The 16,967-nt window shown below is 46.3% G+C and carries 14 protein-coding genes; 5 read left to right on the top strand and 9 right to left on the bottom strand.

Annotated features, from left to right (window positions below; all coding sequences use genetic code 11):
- Positions 1 to 323: 323 nt before the first annotated feature.
- A complete protein-coding gene (locus SAPGRDRAFT_RS18825; RefSeq protein ID WP_002661048.1) occupies positions 324 to 749 on the top strand; it encodes a hypothetical protein in 426 nt (141 codons plus the stop codon).
- 365 nt (positions 750 to 1,114) lie between these two features.
- Complete coding sequence (gene zupT / locus SAPGRDRAFT_RS18820) at positions 1,115 to 1,939, top strand: zinc transporter ZupT (RefSeq protein WP_002661046.1); 825 nt, start codon at positions 1,115 to 1,117, stop codon at positions 1,937 to 1,939.
- Between the two features lie 216 nt (positions 1,940 to 2,155).
- Here zupT and SAPGRDRAFT_RS18810 read toward each other — a convergent pair whose 3' ends face one another.
- From SAPGRDRAFT_RS18810 to SAPGRDRAFT_RS18775, 6 genes are all read right to left on the bottom strand, one after another.
- Positions 2,156 to 2,950, bottom strand: a complete 795-nt coding sequence (locus SAPGRDRAFT_RS18810) for a DUF4249 domain-containing protein (protein ID WP_002661044.1) — start codon at positions 2,948 to 2,950, stop codon at positions 2,156 to 2,158.
- Positions 2,951 to 2,954: 4 nt separating this feature from the next.
- The gene (locus tag SAPGRDRAFT_RS18805; protein WP_002661043.1) at positions 2,955 to 5,282 is read right to left on the bottom strand and encodes a TonB-dependent receptor; all 2,328 of its coding nucleotides are present in this window, start codon (positions 5,280 to 5,282) and stop codon (positions 2,955 to 2,957) included.
- 307 nt (positions 5,283 to 5,589) lie between these two features.
- Positions 5,590 to 7,617: a M1 family metallopeptidase gene (locus tag SAPGRDRAFT_RS18800; RefSeq protein ID WP_002661042.1), complete on the bottom strand. Its 2,028-nt coding sequence runs from the start codon at positions 7,615 to 7,617 to the stop codon at positions 5,590 to 5,592.
- Between the two features lie 209 nt (positions 7,618 to 7,826).
- Complete coding sequence (locus tag SAPGRDRAFT_RS18790) at positions 7,827 to 9,038, bottom strand: NAD(P)-dependent malic enzyme (protein WP_002661040.1); 1,212 nt, start codon at positions 9,036 to 9,038, stop codon at positions 7,827 to 7,829.
- A 369-nt stretch (positions 9,039 to 9,407) separates the two neighbouring features.
- Complete coding sequence (locus SAPGRDRAFT_RS18780; RefSeq protein ID WP_002661038.1) at positions 9,408 to 10,430, bottom strand: IMP dehydrogenase; 1,023 nt, start codon at positions 10,428 to 10,430, stop codon at positions 9,408 to 9,410.
- A 74-nt stretch (positions 10,431 to 10,504) separates the two neighbouring features.
- Positions 10,505 to 11,248 (bottom strand): leucine-rich repeat domain-containing protein, encoded by a 744-nt coding sequence (locus tag SAPGRDRAFT_RS18775; RefSeq protein ID WP_002661036.1) that lies wholly within the window; start codon positions 11,246 to 11,248, stop codon positions 10,505 to 10,507.
- Between the two features lie 228 nt (positions 11,249 to 11,476).
- Here SAPGRDRAFT_RS18775 and SAPGRDRAFT_RS18770 point away from each other — a divergent pair, with 228 nt between their 5' ends.
- Both SAPGRDRAFT_RS18770 and SAPGRDRAFT_RS18765 read left to right on the top strand, forming a co-directional pair.
- Complete coding sequence (locus SAPGRDRAFT_RS18770; RefSeq protein WP_002661035.1) at positions 11,477 to 12,013, top strand: hypothetical protein; 537 nt, start codon at positions 11,477 to 11,479, stop codon at positions 12,011 to 12,013.
- A gap of 277 nt (positions 12,014 to 12,290) precedes the next feature.
- Positions 12,291 to 12,683: a hypothetical protein gene (locus tag SAPGRDRAFT_RS18765; RefSeq protein ID WP_002661033.1), complete on the top strand. Its 393-nt coding sequence runs from the start codon at positions 12,291 to 12,293 to the stop codon at positions 12,681 to 12,683.
- Positions 12,684 to 12,744: 61 nt separating this feature from the next.
- Here the strand turns inward: SAPGRDRAFT_RS18765 and SAPGRDRAFT_RS18760 are convergent, their stop codons facing one another.
- From SAPGRDRAFT_RS18760 to SAPGRDRAFT_RS18750, 3 genes are all read right to left on the bottom strand, one after another.
- On the bottom strand, positions 12,745 to 13,104 hold the full coding sequence (locus tag SAPGRDRAFT_RS18760) for a phasin family protein (RefSeq protein ID WP_002661032.1): 360 nt from the start codon (positions 13,102 to 13,104) through the stop codon (positions 12,745 to 12,747).
- Between the two features lie 77 nt (positions 13,105 to 13,181).
- The gene (locus SAPGRDRAFT_RS18755; RefSeq protein ID WP_002661030.1) at positions 13,182 to 13,598 is read right to left on the bottom strand and encodes a phasin family protein; all 417 of its coding nucleotides are present in this window, start codon (positions 13,596 to 13,598) and stop codon (positions 13,182 to 13,184) included.
- Positions 13,599 to 13,929: 331 nt separating this feature from the next.
- Positions 13,930 to 15,309 carry a TolC family protein gene (locus tag SAPGRDRAFT_RS18750; RefSeq protein WP_002661029.1) on the bottom strand — a complete coding sequence of 460 codons (1,380 nt, stop codon included), beginning with the start codon at positions 15,307 to 15,309 and terminating at the stop codon, positions 13,930 to 13,932.
- 435 nt (positions 15,310 to 15,744) lie between these two features.
- On the opposite strand from SAPGRDRAFT_RS18750, the gene SAPGRDRAFT_RS18745 reads away from it, so the two are divergent.
- Positions 15,745 to 16,962, top strand: coding sequence for an NAD(P)/FAD-dependent oxidoreductase (locus SAPGRDRAFT_RS18745; protein ID WP_002661027.1), 1,218 nt, complete (start codon positions 15,745 to 15,747; stop codon positions 16,960 to 16,962).
- The last annotated feature ends 5 nt before the right edge of the window (positions 16,963 to 16,967 follow it).

Here is a 16,967-nt window from a genome sequence, read left to right as displayed (position 1 = left end):
TAAAGGGCTTGTTGTCGCTTTGGGGCTCGCAGGTCTGCTCGGCCCTTCGTTTTTTTCGCTGCGCTCAAAAAACTCGGTCTGGCCTTCGGCCACCCCGTCGCATCGCTAGGCCAGGCCAACTCCTAAAGATAAGGATTTTGCTTAGGCCTTTCGGGGCCAGCTAAAAGAGTTCTCTAATTTAACAAAAAAGGATTTTGCTGCTTATTTTATAAAATATTAAATTTTCTACCAACTATTTGGCTCCGATGATCGTTTTGTAAAAAAGGAAATCAACGAAGGGAATCGAAATATAATTTCCCATTCCCTATAAAATTATATGCCCTATGAAAAAGTTATACTTTATACTTAGCATCTTGGCCCTTCAGTTTGTGTTTGTAGGGCAAATGGCCGCTCAGGCCCAAAAAACTTTGGTTCGTTCTATTGCCCTAGAGGGGCGTTTGGAGCTTTTGGCTAGCCTTCCGGGCCAAGTAGAACTTCAGGTTTGGGACAAAGATTTTGCTCGTCTACAAACAATTGTAGCGGTAGAAAATTGCCAACAAGTAATTTTGGACCGTTTGGTGGCCGTAGGCCGCTACGAAATTGCCCTAGAAGATATGGGCACCGCCTATAAAATCATTATGCCCAAGGGCCAAAAGGTGGTTAAACTTAGAGGCCAAGCCCTAGAGGAAGAAATGAAGTTTATCCTTTATATCCCTCAAAAGGTGGCTACTGAAATTGAAAACTTGGCCCATAATAATAGCGATCTCTAAATCGCTAGAGGCCGCATGTAAAAAAAGAGAAAGGAGCTCCTCCTTTCTCTTTTTTTTGCATAGATATGTCTTGTCCTGAATTTTTTCTGCGGGTTTAGCGCTACAAATCAAAATGGGGGCTTGGGGCCAAGAGGGCTTCTACAGCATGAAGGACGCTAGCTGTGAATATAATTGCACTGTTTTTTATTAGGGAGACTTTATCGCTTTTTAGTCTAAGTCTAGACTTAAAAGTCTGCAATAATCCCTGCCTTTTGCCTAAATTTGCAACCTAATTGCAAGAAAGTTCAGTTTTTCTCCTTAGATTTAGCAAATTTTATTTTTAGACAACACTAAAATAAATACTTTCTTATAAATCATTATACATAATGCACGAACATTTTTGGGCTGCTTTTGGCCTGACTGTATTGGCGGGTTTGTCTACAGGTATTGGAAGCGCTATAGCTTTTTTAGTTAAGGGGCGCAATTTTAATTTTTTGACCATGTCTATGGGTTTTGCGGCAGGCGTGATGCTCTATGTTTCCTTTATGGAGATTTTTCCGCATGCTTTGGCCCATTTGGACCACAGTCATAGTCGACATTGGGGCGTGCTGGCTTTTTTTGGCGGGATGTTATTGGTGGCCCTAATTGATAAGATGATTCCGCATGAGGAAAACCCTCATGAGTTGATGACTGAAGAGGAGCTAGATGAGCAGGAGCCGGGGCAATTGGAGCGGCAAAATAGCAAAAACGGTAAACTAATGCGAGTAGGCTTGCTCACGGCTTTGGCCTTGGCCCTACACAATTTTCCGGAGGGCATGGCTACTTTTGTAGCGGCTTTAGAGGACCCGAGTTTGGGTTTAACCATTGGTTTGGCCATTGCCTTGCATAACATTCCGGAGGGGATTGCGGTTTCTATGCCGGTTTATTATGCCACGGGCAGTAAGTCTAAGGCCTTTTGGTATTCTTTTTTGTCTGGAGTGGTAGAGCCAGTTGGCGCGATTCTCATTTTTGCCCTTTTTGGCGATGCTTTAGACGAGACGGTGATGTCTATTTTATTGGCTGGGGTAGCGGGAATTATGGTCTTTATTTCATTGGACCAATTGCTGCCTTCTGCTCGAGATTATGGCGCGCATCATTTGGCTATTTATGGAATGTTGGCGGGAATGGCCGTTATGGCGGTTAGTCTGCTGATGTTGGGCCATGCGCACTAATATTATTTAGGCTGAAATAAGGGAAGGCTGCTGTGCATGAGCACAGCAGCCTTTTTTTTCGAGCCCGAAAGGCCTAGCGATGCGGAGCGGGTGGCCGTTAGGCCAGACCGAGCAAAAAACTTGTTTTTTGCGAAGGGCCGAGCAGGCTTGCGAGCCCCGCAGCGTAGCGCCGACGAGCAAAGCGAGGCGGAGGCCCCAAATCCTTTTAAAAAAGAATTATTGCGGCATTTCAATTTGGAGTTGGTGACGGTGAATAATGCCAAAATAGCCCAAAACGCTGGGGTCATCCCAATTGCCTTTGGGGTTGTAGGGTACGCTAGCCGAGGCGCCAGATTCGCTGATCTCCGCGACCTGTTCAAAGTAATCGTAATAGGCCTTATTGACCGAAATGAGCTCGAGTTCTATGCTATCTTCAGCCTCGAAGGGAGAGCCAAAAAAGGGCAAATCGAGATAATCGCCATCGCGGAGTTCGTCTTCAATGAGGATATAATTATCCTCTATTTCGCCATTGGTCCAGACCTTCGTGCGGTAGAAATTGGCTGTATCGGCGGGATCTTGAAAATGGTAATAGAGGCGGTAGCCAATTTGGCCGCCAAAGGGAAAGGCAAACTCCTCATAGCTCAGGCTATCGAGCAGGACCGAATTGGGGCAGGCAGCTGCGGCCGAAATTTGGCGGCCATCGGGCAGGCTAATGCTCATAAAGGCAGAATCGCCGGCCTGAATTTGTAGGCTATCGGCCCAATAGTAGCCATTATTATCGGTTTGGAAGCTATAATTTTGGCCATTGAGCGAAAGCGTAATGCTGGCCCCATTGACCATCTCAAAGTCGTTACTTTGGTAAAAACTACCAGATTTAGAAAGGCGAACCTCTGCTCTTTGGGCATCGCTCAGGATATTGGCCTCCACAATGGTCTGCTGTGCGGCTTCATCCAGATCAAGGACAATCACATCTTGGCAGGCGGTAAAAGAAAGGGCCAAAAGGCATAAAAAGCAATATGATAAACTGCGCATAAGATTAAAATTTGAAGTTCCAGCTAATAGAAGGGACAATGCCAAAGAGGGCTAGGCGAACGGCTTCGGTGCCTGTGCCAGCCTCATTTTCTTGGAAAGAAATGCTGTAGGCATTTTTTCGGTTGTAGGCATTGTAGACCGAAAAGTTGATATCAGAATACCATTTTTTGCTATCTCGGAAGACATAAGTGGCGCCAATATCTAGGCGATGATAATCGGGCATACGGTCGCCATTTCGGCTAGAAAAGAGATTGACAATTTGGCCATCCACCTCATATTTTCCAGAAGGGAAGGTAATGGCATCGCCGGTATAGTAGACCCAGGCGGCCGAAAGTGACCATTTTTTAGTAATATCATAGACACCAACGACAGAAATATCGTGTCGGCGGTCTTGTCGGGCCGAGAACCAGTTTCCATTATTGATATCGGCAAATTGGCGTTCTGATTTGGAGAGGGTATAAGAAACCCAGCCGGTAAATTTGCCTTGGCGTTTGCGCAAAAAGACCTCCATCCCATAGGCGCGGCCTTGGCCAAAGACCAATTCGGCCTCTAGGTCTTCATTCAGAAAGGTTTCGGCCCCATCTTCATAATCTACCTGATTGCCCAAATTTTTGTAGTAGCCCTCTACGCTAAACTCCAGCTTATTATCGAGGAAATTTCGGAAATAGCCCAGCGCAACTTGGTCGGCATACTGTGGCTTGATCAATTGGGTAGAAGGCGCCCAAATATCGGTGGGTGTGCCAGAGCTGGCATTAGACAAAATGTGCAGATATTGATAAATGCGGTTATAAGAGGCCTTGATCGAGCTCTTATCGTCTAGCAAATAAACCGCATTCACCCGAGGTTCTAGCCCAAAGTAAGTATTAAAAAACTCCCCAGCGCCATAGCTCACGCTATCAATGGCCTCATTGGCTGCATTGTAGGTTTTTACGGTGGCGGCGCCAATATTGGAAAAAGAAGTGAGGCGCAAACCGTAGTTCATGCTCAGTTTCTTAGTAATTTTATGCTGATTGCTAATGTAAGCCGCATTTTCTAGGGCAAACTGTTGGTCTAACTTTGAGTTAGCCAAAACATCATCGGTCTCTGAATCGGTGGCCTCAAAGCTTCCTGGACGGAAGTTATAGTAAAGCGACTGCCAGCCAAATTTGATGTTATTATTGGGGTTGAGGTAGTAGCTATAATCTTGCTTGAGATTAAGGTTGTTAATTCCAGCCGATAAATCAATATCAAAGTTGTCGGTGCGCACGGCAAAGCCATAATCATACTCACTATAAACAAAAGTAGTATTGGCAAAGAGCTTTTCATTAAAGAGGTGGTTCCAACGAAGCGTCAGGGTGGTATTCCCCCAATCTAAACCCGAACCATCAAAGCCAAAGACATCTCGACCAAAATAGCCCGACAAATAGAGGCGGTCCTTTTGCCCCAATTTATAGTTGGCCTTAACGTTCAAATCATAAAAATAAAGCGAGCCGCCATCAAAATCATCAGCCACCAATTGAAACATCAAATCGGCATAGGTGCGGCGACCAGACACAATAAAAGAGCCTTTGTCTTTTACGATTGGCCCCTCTAAGGTCAGCCGAGAAGAAATGAGGCCCAAACCTCCAGAACCCGAAAAGGTTTTGCTGTTTCCGTTTTTCATATGTACATCCATCACCGAGGAGGCCCGTCCACCAAACTCAGCCGGCACGCCTCCTTTATACAACTTCACATCCTTGAGGGCATCCGAATTGAAGACCGAGAAAAAGCCCAAAAGATGGGCCGCATTATAAACAGGAGCATCATCAAGCAAAATTAGGTTCTGATCCGCATTCCCCCCACGCACAAAAAAACCACTGCCGCCCTCACTGCTAGGGCTCACCCCAGGCATCAACTGAAGCGTTTTGACAATGTCTTGCTCCCCAAAAATAACAGGCACCTTTTTGGCCTCTTTCATATCCAAGGAAAGTACGCTCATATCGGTACTTTTTACGTTCTCATCGGTCCGCTCATCGGTCACCACAACCGCATCTACGGTGGTCGATTCTGGCAAAAGTTCTATGTCTTTAACCAAATCCGCTTGCAAATCAATGGTGTCCAAAACAGTCTGATAACCCACATAAGAATAAGAAACTACATATTGCCCCTTGGGCAAACTCAGAGCATAATAGCCATACTCATTCGTGCTCACGCCCATGGCTTCGGCAGGAATAGCCACATTGGCAAATAACAATTCTTCACCAGTTTCGGCATCTCGAAGATAACCCGATAAACTGACTTTTTCCTGGCTCCACAACTGGCTGCTAAAACAGAACAAAAGGAGAGCTAGGCCCAAATAAGGCAGGGATTGCATGCTTTAATAATTTTGATGATGAAATCTTGGGGCGACTATCTGCTAAACGCAAGTTAAATCAAAAGGGCCAAAATAATTTCAGCCTTATCAAACTTCTTCTTGGATTTTTGGGTCCAAGCGCTCTTTTTTATAGACGAATCTAATAAAGATTTGGGGCCCGCGGCCAGCAAGCTGGCCGCCGCTACGTTTCGCAGCTCGCTCTTCGCTCGGCCCTTCGCAAAAAACAAGTTTTTTGCTCGGTCTGGCCTGCGGCCACTGCTGCACATCGCTGGGCCTGCGGGCCTTCGGCCCTGCAAAACCGCAGATTTTAGTCTACCCACTTATAATCCCCCAAAAGAACTTGCTCTATATAGTAGTAGCCCGCCTGGCTTTTCCCAGAATGTGGATAAAGTAGCCAGTCTTGGCCCGCAGCAGTACGATAATAGAGCCGAGCCGATGGATTGGGCTGTTTTAGGGCCAGCTCGGCCGGAACGCTAGCCCCTTTTATCCGTCCTCTGATTTGCCAGTAGGCTTCGCCCTCGGCTACGGGATAATAGGCCAAATGCAATTGCTCGGCAGCTAAACAAGGCCGATTAAAACGAAAGTCTTTTATTTGAAGCAAACTCAGCTCCTGCTGCTGACTGTTCCAATCTTTAAAAAAATGCTCAAAACGAGCCTGCACCAAACTTTGATCAGGGTTGATCCAAGCATAAACAACAGGGGCAACTAGCGCTTTCCAATGAAACTGCTGCTGCTTTTCCCTAAGCAGAATTTCACGGTCTACATATTCGCCATTGGCCAAAAATAAACGAACCTTTAGCGGAAGGTTTTCATAGAGGCTATCTCTTCCTATAAGCTGCTGCTCAATACTCAGCCGGATGCTATTGGCCCCAATTTCTTCCTCCACAATATGCAAACTGGGCCAACCTGCCTGCCACAACCAATTTTTGAAAAAAGGCTGCATGTCTCGCCCCAACTCTTTACTCAAAAATTGGCAAAACTCTTCAGTCGATAAGTTTTTGTAGGCAAAGCTATCCATAACGGCCTGCATCCCTTGCCGAAACAGACTGTCGCCCAAATAATGCCTTAAGTTATGGGCCACCAAACTCCCCTTTTTATAGACATGGCTGCCATAGGTATGCGCCCAAGGCACCGCCGCCACTGGCCGATGGCCCCCCTCTCGCTTTGGCGCCTGATACAAACTGATGGCTAGGTTTTTTTGCAAAATGGGCAAGGCCGCTTTTCGCCCATAACAGGCCTCCTTAAACAGAAACTCGCAGTAGCTAGCAAAACCCTCGTTAATCCACATATCTTCAGCCTTGGCGCAGGTGACCAAATTGCCCCACCAATGATGAGAAAGCTCATGGGCCATCAAACGCTCTTGCTTCAAGCTCCCGTCTACCGCATAGAGGGGGTAGGCAATCAAACTAGCGTGCTCCATGGCCCCCGCCTTAAAGGGAACCATGCAAAAACCCACCTTGGACCAGCGGTAGGGACCAAACCAATACTCAAAAGCCGAAAGCGCCTGCGGCAAATGAATAAAAGAAGCCACCGCCTTTTGACTGTCTTCCTTTGGAACGACTAACGCAATGGGTATGGTCGAATTTATGCCTGCAAAAGTTTGAGTTATATCGCTGTAGTTGGCCACGGCAATAGCCGCCAAATAGCTAGGAATAGCTTCTTTTTGTTCCCAACTTCTTTTTCTTAATCCATTGGCTAATAGACGGTCTTCCACTAAAAGACCATTAGCATAGCCCGCAAGGCTGTCTTTTGTGATTAACGAAATACTATAAGTTGATTTATCTTGAAAGTTATCGACGCAAGGAAACCATATTCGCCCATAATTATGGGGGTTGTCGGCAAAGCCTACGCCCATATTGTAGGCAAAGCCTTGCTCAAAGTAAAAGCCGCCCCAGCTTTTGTCTTCTTGGGGAGCCCCTTCATACTGTACTTCTACCTCAATGGGTTTTTTTAGGCTATATTTTTTGGGCAAGCGAATGAGCAAGAGGGGATCATTATGGGTAAAAGCACGTTTTTTACCATTCACCTTTACCTTTTGGACCTTTAGGCCTTGTAGGTCCAGTTCTATTTCTTTTAGGCCCTTTCGTAAAAGTTGAATGCGCAAAAGGGCCTTGCCTTTCAAAAATCTTTTGTTAGGGTCCAAAAGCTCCAGCTCCAATGCATAAGAGAGTACATCCATATCTTTTAGTCGATGCAAACTCGATTTTTGGAAAGCCTGGCCATCCCAGCCTTTTTTCCAGGCGGCTTCCTTGAGCGCTTGGCAGTCTGGACAATGCTGAGCAGAAAGCGAAAGGGCCAAGAGCCCAAAGAAGAGGGGTAAAATTTTTTTAATCATTTTTCAATTTTTTTTGGTCTATTAAGCAGCAGTTTTTTAGAAGGGCTCGTTTTAAAAGAAAGAAATTACAGCAAACTGTTCGCACAATTTCTGAAATAAAGGCAAAATAATAAAAGTGGCTCTGGGCAAGAGGGCCACTTTTTTTATGACAAAAAGACCCAACTGCTGCGGCAATTGGGTCTTTTTCATTTAGGCAAAAGCTATACAGCTTAGCCATTGTATCCAGTCATCTCATCGGGTAGGCCCATTTCGGCTAGGGCGGCTTCCTTAACGGCTTTGGCCACCTTATAGGCAACCACCTCATTTAGAGCTGGCGGAATAATCATATCGCGGCTGGGCGGATGCACACAGTCGGCAATGGCATAGGCAGTGGCCAACTTCATTTTTGGAGAAATGACCTTGGCACGAGCATCTAGGGCTCCGCGGAAAATACCGGGAAAACCGAGTACATTATTGACCTGGTTAGGGAGGTCAGAACGGCCTGTGCCCACTACAGCGGCTCCACCTTTATAGGCTTCTTCGGGCATAATTTCGGGCGTAGGGTTGGCCAAGGCAAAGATAATAGGATCTTTAGCCATGGTTCTGATATCATCGGCGGTGAGGATATTGCCCACACTTACGCCAATAAATACGTCGGCATCTACGATAGCATCTTTAATAGAGCCCGATTTGTTGTTGGGGTTGGTATAGCCCAGGGTAGCTTGCTTAGAGCTATTGAGATTATCTCTATCGCGGCTAATGATCCCTTTACTATCGCAAAGAATAATTTCTTTGACGGGGATACAAGCCGTATTATTTTCATTATCGATACAGCGCAAAAGGCGAGCGATAGCCACCCCAGCGGCGCCAGCACCGTTAATAACTACAGACAATTCCTCTAGGGGTTTGTCTACCAATTTGGCGGCGTTAATTAGGGCGCCCAAAACAACAATGGCGGTACCGTGTTGGTCGTCATGAAAAACGGGAATGCCCAAATCTTGTAGGCGTTCTTCCACCTCAAAGCTGCGCGGGGCGGCAATATCTTCTAGGTTGATGCCACCAAAAACGGGAGCGATTCGGCGGACGGTTTCCACGATTTCATCTACATCTTGGGTATTGAGGCAAATGGGGAAGGCGTTAATATGGCCAAATTGGCGAAAGAGCATGGCCTTACCTTCCATAACGGGGATAGACGCCTCTGCGCCAATGTTTCCGAGGCCCAAAACAGCAGATCCATCAGAAACGATGGCTACGGTATTACTCTTTAGGGTATATTCCCAAACTTTCTCGGGATCTTTGGCAATTTCGATACAAGGGGCGGCTACTCCGGGAGAGTAGACCAAAGAAAGGTGCTCACTGGTGCGCACATCCATTTGATTGCGGATGCCAATTTTTCCTTTCAGTAAGCTGTGAAGTTTCAGTGATTCTTCTGAATAATTCATGAATAAACTAGCTTTTATTGTCCCAAAATAGGGGGTTGATGGTGTTGTTTAGTTGATGGCTTTGCTATCAACTGCTTAGCTACGAACACTTGTTCGCAGAGAGCTAAGTTAAACTTATATTTTGGCAATAGTAGGTTTTTTGTTTTTTTTATGACTTTTTGGGCTTTAGCTTTTCCTTGGACCAAACTATTTTTGGTGCATAGTTTGCCGAAGCGGAAAGCCAAAAGCAGCGCTTTGGGGATGAGCGGCCTAGCGATGCGGCGGGGTGGCGCGCAGCGCCAGACCAAGGAGCCGAAGGCGAGGCAGGGCCGAGCGAATAGCGAGCCCCAAAGCGTAGCGCCGCAGCTTTGCTGCGGAGGCCCCAAAACCTCATCTTTGGTCGGTAATCAGTTCTACTTGTCCGATAAAGTCTTCTAGATGGATTTTGCCGGTATAGCTCATGGCGGATTGCAGGTAGCTGCCTAAATTGAAGAGAAAATCGGGCAGTTGGTATTGTACTTTTTGGAGGCTTCGGCGGCCTTCTACGGCTCTTCTTCCGATTAGGCCTTGTTGGGCGGAGGCGGGGCGGCTGTGCAGGGCTTTATATTCTTTGTAGAGGGGGAGGCCTAGGCGGAAGGCGAGTTTGGCCAATTTTTGAGAGAGGGGAATTTGTTTGAAGAGATAATTTTGGCCGGCAGATTCTAGGGCTTGGTTGATGAGGCTGCCCATCATGACATAATCGGCTCCGCAGGCGAGGGCCATAATGGCATTGGCATAAGAGCCGATACCGCCATCGGCAATAATTTTGGGGGCTTTGGGCAGTTGTTGGGCCAATTTTCGGCTTTCGATAATGAGAGAGGCCAGCGGGTAATGCACGCCGGTAAAGCTGCTGGTGTTGCAGTTTCGGCCACCGCCAATGCCTAGGCGCAGATAATCGACGCCGGTTTCGGCTAGGCGTTCGAAGGTTTGGGGGTGGCCAATATTTCCGGCCATAAGGAGCATCTGTTGGCCATATTCTTTTTTGGCGGCCAGGCAGAGTTCATAGACTCTTTGGAGGTGGCCATTGGCGGTATCGATGAGGATGGCATGTTGTCGGTTGAGTTTTTTGCCGAGCACCAAAAACTCCTTATTAAACTCTTCGAGGTCCATGGCTAGAAAAAGCCGACCCTTATACTGCTTTTGTAGGTCAAAAAAATTGGGGGGTAAATTTTGGTATCGGGGAAAGCAGACATTGAGGCCTTGTTCTAGAAAAAACTGATAATTTTGTTGGGCCACCACGGTAGACATAGGGGCGGCAAAAAATGGCAACTGGCCAGAAGCATAATGGGGAATGCAGTCTGTCCGGCTATTTAGATGGGCCTCTAAAGCGGGTAAGATCATAAGATCGTCGTAGTGGTAAGCAGTTTTAATCATATCGTTTTTCTGGGCAAAGAAAAAGGCGCTAAGCCTTTTGCCTACCGCCTCTTAAAGAGAAGAGATAGTGCAACTTAGAAATAAATCTTGGTTTGGGGTAGGGCTGTTTTTATGGTCTCTATATCTTCAAGGGGCAGTTCATTATCGCTAAGGTCGAGTACCTTGAGCTGCTTGAGGGCTAGTAGGCCTTGGGGAATACTATTTAGTTTGTTTTCGTTGAGGTAGAGTTCTTCGAGCTGCTGAAAATTGGCCAAATTACTAGGGAGGGTTTGCAAATTGCACCAGGCCAGATTGAGTGTTTTGAGCCGCTTGCATTGGTCTAGGGCCGATAGACTTTCTACCGTCAGACGATGATTTCCCTCTAAGCTGAGCCACTCTAGCTGCTGAAGCTGCCCAAAGTCTTGGGGCAGTTGCTCAATTTGAATTCGATGAATAAACAGGCGGCGCAAATTTTTTAGTTCTCGCACTTCGGGCCAGATTTCCTGTATAGAAAGAGCAGGATTTTGCCCCAAATCGAGCTCTTCTAGCTTTTGTAGTTTTCTAAAGGTGGGCGGCAAATGCTCTAGGTTGTTATGGCCCAAATACAAAATGCGCAGCTCTTGCAGTTCGGCAATGGCCTGGGGCAGCTGGCTGTAGTCTAGTTTATAATAAAGGTCCAGTTTTTTCACCTGATCGGCCTGCTTGAGGGCCGTCATCAAAGACTCAAAGGTCTGAAAATCATGGGCAGTTTGCTCTTTGGCTCCAACAAAGCCAAATTCTTGGGCCTTTAGGGCCGAGAATAGCGCAGAACAAAGAAGAAAACCGAAAAGTAGTCGCATCTTAAGAAAATGAAAAAAAAGGTTAAGAAAAGCGTTTCATTGGGCCAGATTTCTGCCCGACCTTAGCTAAATTTACAAAAAACTACTAGGGCAAAAAGCCCCAGCTAGCTCTGGGCCAAGCTTTTGGGCTCCCTTAAAATTTAGCTAAACCGCAAATGCCCTATCTACCGCCCTTTTCTATTGGATCTAGCTCCCTAGATTTAATCTAAACTTAACAAGCCTTTTGCTATGCTTTTTAGATTCTTCCTCCTTTTTCCGCTCTTTAGCCTAGGGCTGTCTTGCTACTTTTGCTGGGATTATTTGGCCCAATGGACCGGCGAGCTCATCAGCCTACAAATCTGGGGTATCCTGCTTTTTCTCCTCTTCCAAATCCCCCTGATGTTTTGGGCCTTCCGCCAACATAAAAGAGAAAAGCTCAGCGCAGTTCAGGCCAATTGGAGCTACTGTTTGGGCATTTTGCATCTGCTGCCCCTGCTGCTTTATGGGAGCTGGGCCCTGCAAAGAACCGATTATATCTATCTGGTCCTGCTAAATAATGGAACCGAAAAACTCGAGCATCTACAATTGGAGGGCTGTAGCCAAAACGCATTGCCCAACTTGGCCGCTGGAGATAAACAGGCGGTCTGGATCCCTATCGAAACTGATTGTCATTTACAACTCTATTTCAATTGGCCCAATCAAGAGACCGATAGCCTGCTGCTACTGCCTTATACCAGCAGAGGAATGGGCGAGCGCCTAGATATTTCCATCAGCCCAAGTTTCTAAGCCCTTTCTTTTTTCTTTTTTTGGGGCCCGCGGCCAGCTTTGCTGGCCGCCGCTATGCTTCGCCGCTCGCAAGTCTGCTCGGCCCTGCGTCGCTTCGCTCCTGGGTCTGGCCTGCGGCCACGGCTGCGCAGCGCTGGGCCAATTGCCAGCCAGCCCCTAAGGCCCTTTTTTATTTAAACATAGTCTAAAGAGTAACTTATTTGGACTGACTTACGTATTATATATAGACGGTAAAGCTGTCACAACCCCCATTTTTTAATTTCAAATTTCCCCAATCATGAAAAACTTTTTAATTTACTTTATAGCCCTGCTCTTTCCCATATATTTATTTGGGCAAAATGAGCGCACTATCATACAAACCTTTATCAACCCAACTGATCAGCTGGAGGTAAAAACAGAGTACACCCTAGAGGCCGAAGCTTGGCGAGAGGATTATATCCGCCTTTATACCTATGTAAAAGTAGGAGAGGAGCATGGCAATGTGCTCAAAAAGTTATTGGTTTTGGGCCGCTACGATTGGCAGATTAAGGGCCAAACGCTCTATATGCCAAAAATTGATAAACAGATATTACTCAATAACAGTATTGTAGAAGAGGAGATCCACATTAAGATTAACTACCCACAAAATATGCAATTGTTGCTGCCCGATAAGGGCCAAACTGCCTTCTAAACCAAAAGGGCTATCGGAAAAATCCGATAGCCCTTCTTTTATATTTTTTGCAAACTGCAGCTTACTGCTCTTTGTCTCCTTCTGCTTTGGCTGCCTTGCGCTGCGCCTCTAGCTCTTTGGCCAACAAACCCAGTTTTACCTCCAGCGACTTCACTCGGCGTTCTAGCTTTTCATAAGCATCGCCCTGGGGCAAATTCAATTTGGCCAAGACGCCATCAATCATATTTCTAAATCGTCCCTCGTAGTTTTCTCGGCTGTATTCTGTAGTTTTTACTACATCTTCTACTACCTTTTTGCCTTCTTCCTCAGATAGTTTTCCCTTAGAGACTAGCTCATCAACTACATTTTGCAAACGCTCGGTGGTGCTCGCTACAATCCCTACAGCAGTGTAGAGAGTCTTGCGGACAATTTTCTCCATCATAACAAATTAAACTCTAATAGTAAATAAAAAGGGCCAACCGAAGCTGACCCCACTGATTTTTGGTGATGCAGCTGTTGTTATACACGCTCGCTGCTCTCGCATTCCTCAGCCAATTCGGTATTGGCTTTTACTAGTTCACTTAGGCGCTCTTCTAGACGCTCAATGCGCTTTTCAATGCGCTCATGCTCATCGCCCTTAATGAAGTTAAAACGCTCAATAGCATTTTCTACTAGCTTGCGCAAACGGCCCTCTAGTTCTTCTAGGCGGTTATGAGCTTGGCCAGGCTGAGCCTCATCGGCAACAGCTTCCCCCTCTACAACTTCGCTTTCCCCTTCTTGGGGAGCTGCAGGAGCTTCCTGGTCCATAACGTCTTGCTCTTCTTGGTATTGTTTGCCTTTTTCTACAAGGTCATCAACAATATCTTTGACCTTTTCGGTAGTGACAACGGCCAAACCAAGACCCGCTTGCATGGCCTTTTTAAATAGATCGTTCATAGGATTAGAATTTGACTTGATTTTTGGTGATTGTCTAGCTTTTTTACTGCTGACAGTACAAAGGTATTATAAAAATTTTACAATTCTAAACCCGATTTCTCAACTTTCGACTAAAAATAGAAAATAGATATTTTGCTGAAAATGTTTTAACTAAATCTAGTTTAATGATTTTTATTTTATTTTTAGACCCTTATTTTGGGTTTAATTAAAAATCAACTAGTCGAGAAAATTAAGGCCAAATTTTAAGTCTTTTTAACAGTTTTTGGGCTCCAAAAGAGAGGGCGAGCCGCAAATTTGCGGCTCGCCCTTGTTTTTTGCCCTAAAGCCTGATTTAGCGCAAGAGCTGCCCTGAAAGCAAGAGCAAGTCAAACTCTGTTTGTTTGGCGCTCAAGAAGGCATTTTGCACATTATTGTAGGCATTGATATAGTTGATCTGAATGGTCCGGTAGTCAAAGAAATTGAGGGTATTGGCTTTAAAGCGCTCACTGGCAATCTCTAGGTTTCGGCTAGAGTTGGCCAATAATTGCTGGCTAAGTGCATAAGTTTGTCGTTGATTTTCATAGAGGGCCAGGACCGTTTTTAGGTTTTGGCCCAGCTGCTGTTCTAATTGAAGAATGCTCAAGCGGCTAATTTCTTGTCGAAGTTTGGCCAATTCAATAGCTCTTTTTTGCTTACCGCCATTATATATATTATAGCTGAGGTTGATATTGAGTGCGCCAGAGAGTGTGGTACCTCCCTGCCAATCGTCAGAAATTTGGGGTTGCTTACCATTGATTTGCGTCAGGTTGAGCTGTTCGCTAATATTGGCGCCCAAACTTACCGTAGGCAAAAGGGCCGCCTCCTGAATAGAAATATCAATAGCTGAGGTTTGCTGGCGAATGCGTTCGCTAGCAATTTCTCTATTGGCTTGGAGGGCCACTTCTAGGAGGGAGTCAAAGGTATAAGTAGGGAGCTCATAGCTCAATTCTGAGGGCAGGACAATCTCCTTGGCCGAGGCCCAATCTTGGCCCATGGCCAAGGCTAGATTTTGTTGGGCATTTTGAAAAGTGGTGCGTTGCAGCATCCATTGAATAGAGTCATTGAGGTAGGCATCTCGAATTTGGAGGAGGTCAAATTCTGTGGCTTGCCCATATTCTCTACGCGCTTCAATATAGCTAATCTTATCTTGAGAAAGGGCCAAGAGTTCTTGCTGCGACTTGAGTCGCTCTTGTTGAATTTGCGCATTAAAATAGGCCTTGGCCACCTGCTGGCTAATATTCTCCAAGCTGCGGTTGGCCTCTGATTTGGCTAGCTCTTCTTCTAGGCCCAAACGGTCTTTTGTTAGCCGAATGCGCCCCCCCTGATAAAGGGCCCATTGCAAATCTACCGCTGCGGTTCCACCAGTGCCCAACAACTGGGCGCCACTAAGGAAAGAGGTGGGGTTTTGTATATTACTGTAGCTATTGGCATTGCTCAGGCTAGCGGTAATTTGCGGGTAGCGCCCCGCCTCGCCCCAATGGTTTTGTACAGCGGCAATTTTTTGGTTAGTGGCGGCAATTTTGGCCGTATAACTTTGCTCGAGTGCTTTTTGAATAGCATCTTCTAGACTTAAGATTTGCTGAGCCTCTAGGCCCAAAGCACTTATAAATACAAGCGCTGCAGTTAGATATACTTTCACGTTTAATGAGTTCGTAATGACGAAATAGGCCTTTGGGCCTTTAAATGAGTTCACAAAAGAACTAAGTTAGTAGTTAGAAAACAAATGTACTGACATCTAGTTGGACTTAAAAAAGCCTTAAAAATAGGAATTGGCCAATTCGCTCGCAGAACTGCCGCTTTTTATCGACTCTTGAGCGAGCGAAGCGAGCCGCCCGCTGGCCAAAGGCCAGTTTTTATGGCCTAGCGATGTGCAGCAGTGGCCGAAGGGCAGACCAAGCAAAATGAGCAAAGCGAATTTTTGCGCAGGGCCGAGCGAATAGCGAGCTGCGAAACGTAGCGCCTGCCGAAGGCAGGAGGCCCCAAAACAGCAGCAAGCTCCAAAGCGACAACAAGGTCTTTAGACCGCAGTTCGACGACTGAAAGGAGTAACGCCCCAAAAAAACAGTAAAAAAAGCCTTAATCTTAGGGCAATCTTTGGGAAGCTTGTATTTTTGGCCAAAATGACAAAATGAAAGTATATATAGTTGGCGGCGGGGCTGCTGGTTTTTTTTCGGCCATACAGATTGCAGAAAACTGCCCAGAGGCGGAGGTGCATATTTTGGAGGCGGGGCAGCGTTTTTTGCAAAAAGTAAAGATTTCTGGGGGGGGGCGTTGCAATTTGACGCATGCTTGCTGGACGCCCAAGGAGCTGGTGAAGCATTACCCTAGAGGCGAAAAAGCCTTGCTGGGGCCTTTTCATCGCTTTGCTTGTGGCGATACGATGGATTGGTTTGAAAAGCGGGGCGTGCCGCTGAAAATTGAAAAAGACGGTCGGGTTTTTCCTCAATCCAATAGCTCACAATCTATTGTAGATTGCCTGATGCAGGCGGCTGAGGCGGCTGGGGTGCAACTACATTTGCAGCAGCGAGTGAGCCAAATTAAGCCTTTGGAAGAAGGCGGATATTTTTTAGCGACCAAAGGCGGGGCCGAGTACAAGGCCGATAAATTGGTTTTGGCCGCGGGCAGTAGTGCGCCTGTTTGGGCGATCTTGGCCGAAATGGGGCTGGATATCGTTCCGGCGGTGCCCTCTCTGTTTACCTTTAATTCCAAAGATTTTCGCCTCAAGGGCTTGCCAGGCCTATCGGTTCCTCAGGCCGAAGTAGAGGTATTGGGCCAAAAGAATTTAAAGGCTCGCGGCCCGCTTTTGATTACACATTGGGGGCTGAGTGGTCCCGGTATTCTTCGCCTATCGGCCTGGGGCGCAAGAAAGTTATTTGCTATAGATTATCGTTTTAATTTGCGGGTAAATTGGTTGGGCTGGGAGCGCCAAGCCCTAGCCAAAGAATTGCAATTGCTCAAAAAGGATTGGGCCAGAAAACAACTGAGTAAAACGAGTCCCTTTAGCGAAATTCCAAACCGCCTTTGGCGGCGATTGCTCTATGCGGCCGGGATTAAGGAAGATAAAAGCTGGGCCAATTTGTCGAAAAAAGAACTCCTGGCCCTAGAAGAAGAACTAACGGCCTGCGAAATAAAAGTAGCGGGCAAATCGACCTTCAAAGATGAGTTTGTCACCGCTGGAGGCGTCAACCTAGACCAAATGAATTTTAAAACCTTTGAAACAAAAGCCTTTAAGGGCCTCTATATTGCTGGCGAATTGCTCAATATTGATGCAATTACGGGCGGTTTTAATTTTCAGGCAGCTTGGACGGGCGGCTGGAGCATTGGCCAAGATTTTCTCCCCAAATAAATAAG

This window comes from Saprospira grandis DSM 2844 (assembly GCF_000275825.1).
GTDB lineage: Bacteria > Bacteroidota > Bacteroidia > Chitinophagales > Saprospiraceae > Saprospira > Saprospira grandis_A.
Note: the sequence above shows the minus strand (reverse complement) of the source record. Positions and strands in the feature narration are given on the sequence as shown.

What these genes read in the sequence shown, in the direction of transcription:
- SAPGRDRAFT_RS18825 (WP_002661048.1), top strand. Translation starts at nt 324, where the DNA reads ATGAAAAAGTTATACTTTATACTTAGCATCTTGGCCCTTCAGTTTGTG.
- zupT (WP_002661046.1), top strand. Translation starts at nt 1,115, where the DNA reads ATGCACGAACATTTTTGGGCTGCTTTTGGCCTGACTGTATTGGCGGGT.
- SAPGRDRAFT_RS18810 (WP_002661044.1), bottom strand. Translation starts at nt 2,950, where the DNA reads ATGCGCAGTTTATCATATTGCTTTTTATGCCTTTTGGCCCTTTCTTTT.
- SAPGRDRAFT_RS18805 (WP_002661043.1), bottom strand. Translation starts at nt 5,282, where the DNA reads ATGCAATCCCTGCCTTATTTGGGCCTAGCTCTCCTTTTGTTCTGTTTT.
- SAPGRDRAFT_RS18800 (WP_002661042.1), bottom strand. Translation starts at nt 7,617, where the DNA reads ATGATTAAAAAAATTTTACCCCTCTTCTTTGGGCTCTTGGCCCTTTCG.
- SAPGRDRAFT_RS18790 (WP_002661040.1), bottom strand. Translation starts at nt 9,038, where the DNA reads ATGAATTATTCAGAAGAATCACTGAAACTTCACAGCTTACTGAAAGGA.
- SAPGRDRAFT_RS18780 (WP_002661038.1), bottom strand. Translation starts at nt 10,430, where the DNA reads ATGATTAAAACTGCTTACCACTACGACGATCTTATGATCTTACCCGCT.
- SAPGRDRAFT_RS18775 (WP_002661036.1), bottom strand. Translation starts at nt 11,248, where the DNA reads ATGCGACTACTTTTCGGTTTTCTTCTTTGTTCTGCGCTATTCTCGGCC.
- SAPGRDRAFT_RS18770 (WP_002661035.1), top strand. Translation starts at nt 11,477, where the DNA reads ATGCTTTTTAGATTCTTCCTCCTTTTTCCGCTCTTTAGCCTAGGGCTG.
- SAPGRDRAFT_RS18765 (WP_002661033.1), top strand. Translation starts at nt 12,291, where the DNA reads ATGAAAAACTTTTTAATTTACTTTATAGCCCTGCTCTTTCCCATATAT.
- SAPGRDRAFT_RS18760 (WP_002661032.1), bottom strand. Translation starts at nt 13,104, where the DNA reads ATGATGGAGAAAATTGTCCGCAAGACTCTCTACACTGCTGTAGGGATT.
- SAPGRDRAFT_RS18755 (WP_002661030.1), bottom strand. Translation starts at nt 13,598, where the DNA reads ATGAACGATCTATTTAAAAAGGCCATGCAAGCGGGTCTTGGTTTGGCC.
- SAPGRDRAFT_RS18745 (WP_002661027.1), top strand. Translation starts at nt 15,745, where the DNA reads ATGAAAGTATATATAGTTGGCGGCGGGGCTGCTGGTTTTTTTTCGGCC.